The 1,207-nt window shown below is 44.1% G+C and carries 2 protein-coding genes; both read right to left on the bottom strand.

Annotated features, from left to right (window positions below; genetic code table 11):
- Nucleotides 1–570 (bottom strand): Gfo/Idh/MocA family protein (locus ACRCJ0_RS14565; RefSeq protein WP_431390921.1); only part of this gene is annotated, 570 nt, incomplete at its 3' end.
- Between the two features lie 111 nt (nucleotides 571–681).
- Nucleotides 682–1,207 (bottom strand): TOBE domain-containing protein (locus ACRCJ0_RS14560; protein ID WP_431390920.1); only part of this gene is annotated, 526 nt, incomplete at its 5' end.

The raw sequence follows: 1,207 nt of genomic DNA, 5'->3' as shown, positions 1-1,207 counted from the left end.
CGCATGAGTACCGATGTCAATTAAAGGACCTCCGCCTTGCGCTTCCTCATCAAGGAATACACCCCAAGTTGGGACAGCGCGACGACGAATAGCATGCGCTTTAGCATTGTAAATTTCTCCTAATTGACCCTCTTGGCAGATAGCTTTTAGGTATTGGCTGTCCTTTCTAAAACGGTTTTGATAGCCGATAGTTAATTTTTTACCGTTTCGTTCAGCCGCTTCGATCATCGTGCGACCCTCTTCAGCTGTTTTGGCCATGGGTTTTTCGCACATTACGTGGTTGCCTGCATCAAGCGCTGCAATGGATAATTCTGCATGCGTCGCATTTGGGGTACAGACATGGACCACATCTAAGCTTTCTTCAGTTAGCATGGTTTGATAGTCCGTATAGACACGCGAATCATTACTACCAAATTTAGCCTTTCCAGCTAGGGCGCGGTCCTCAATCAAATCACAAAAAGCTACCAATTCAACCCCTTCCACTTGAGCCAAGGCTGGTAGATGTTTCTGCATACCAATACCTCCGCATCCGATAATGGCTACCTTTAAATTTGTTACTGTTTCTGTCATGTGAATCCTCCTTATAAATATTTCTTCAGCAATTAATGCAACCGGTTTCTTTATTTTCGATAAGAAAAGGTACACACGATTTGAGTAAGATTCGCATGTACCTCGGTCGTGCTATTTAATCACTTTACCCGTTTCAACATCAAAGAAGTGCGCTTTGTTCATGTTAAAGGCAATCTTGATGGTTGAGCCAACTTCATGGTAATCACGGGCATCTACAACCGCGATAAATTCTTGACCAGTTACATCTAAATAAAGGATTGATGTTGCACCAGTTAACTCTGACACCGTAATGGTTGGTTCGACAACCGTTTCTGGTGTAGCGTCTAAAGCCAATTGTTCAGACTGCATATCTTCTGGACGAATACCAAAAGTCACTGTTTTGCCGTCATAACCTTTCTCATCTAAAATGCGCCGAGATGGTGGGGTCACTTCAAGCTTGGTGCCACCTTCTAAATGAATATGACCAGCTTCATACTTCACATCCACCAGGTTCATGGCAGGCGACCCCATAAAGGCTGCTACAAAGGCATTTTCTGGGTTGTTATAGACTTCAAGCGGTGTCCCTACTTGTTGGATTTCACCAGCATTCATGATGACAATCCGGTCAGCCAAAGTCATGGCTTCTGTTTGGTCATGG

Source organism: Aerococcus sp. L_32 (genome assembly GCF_050689315.1).
This window is presented reverse-complemented; position numbering and strand designations above follow the sequence as displayed.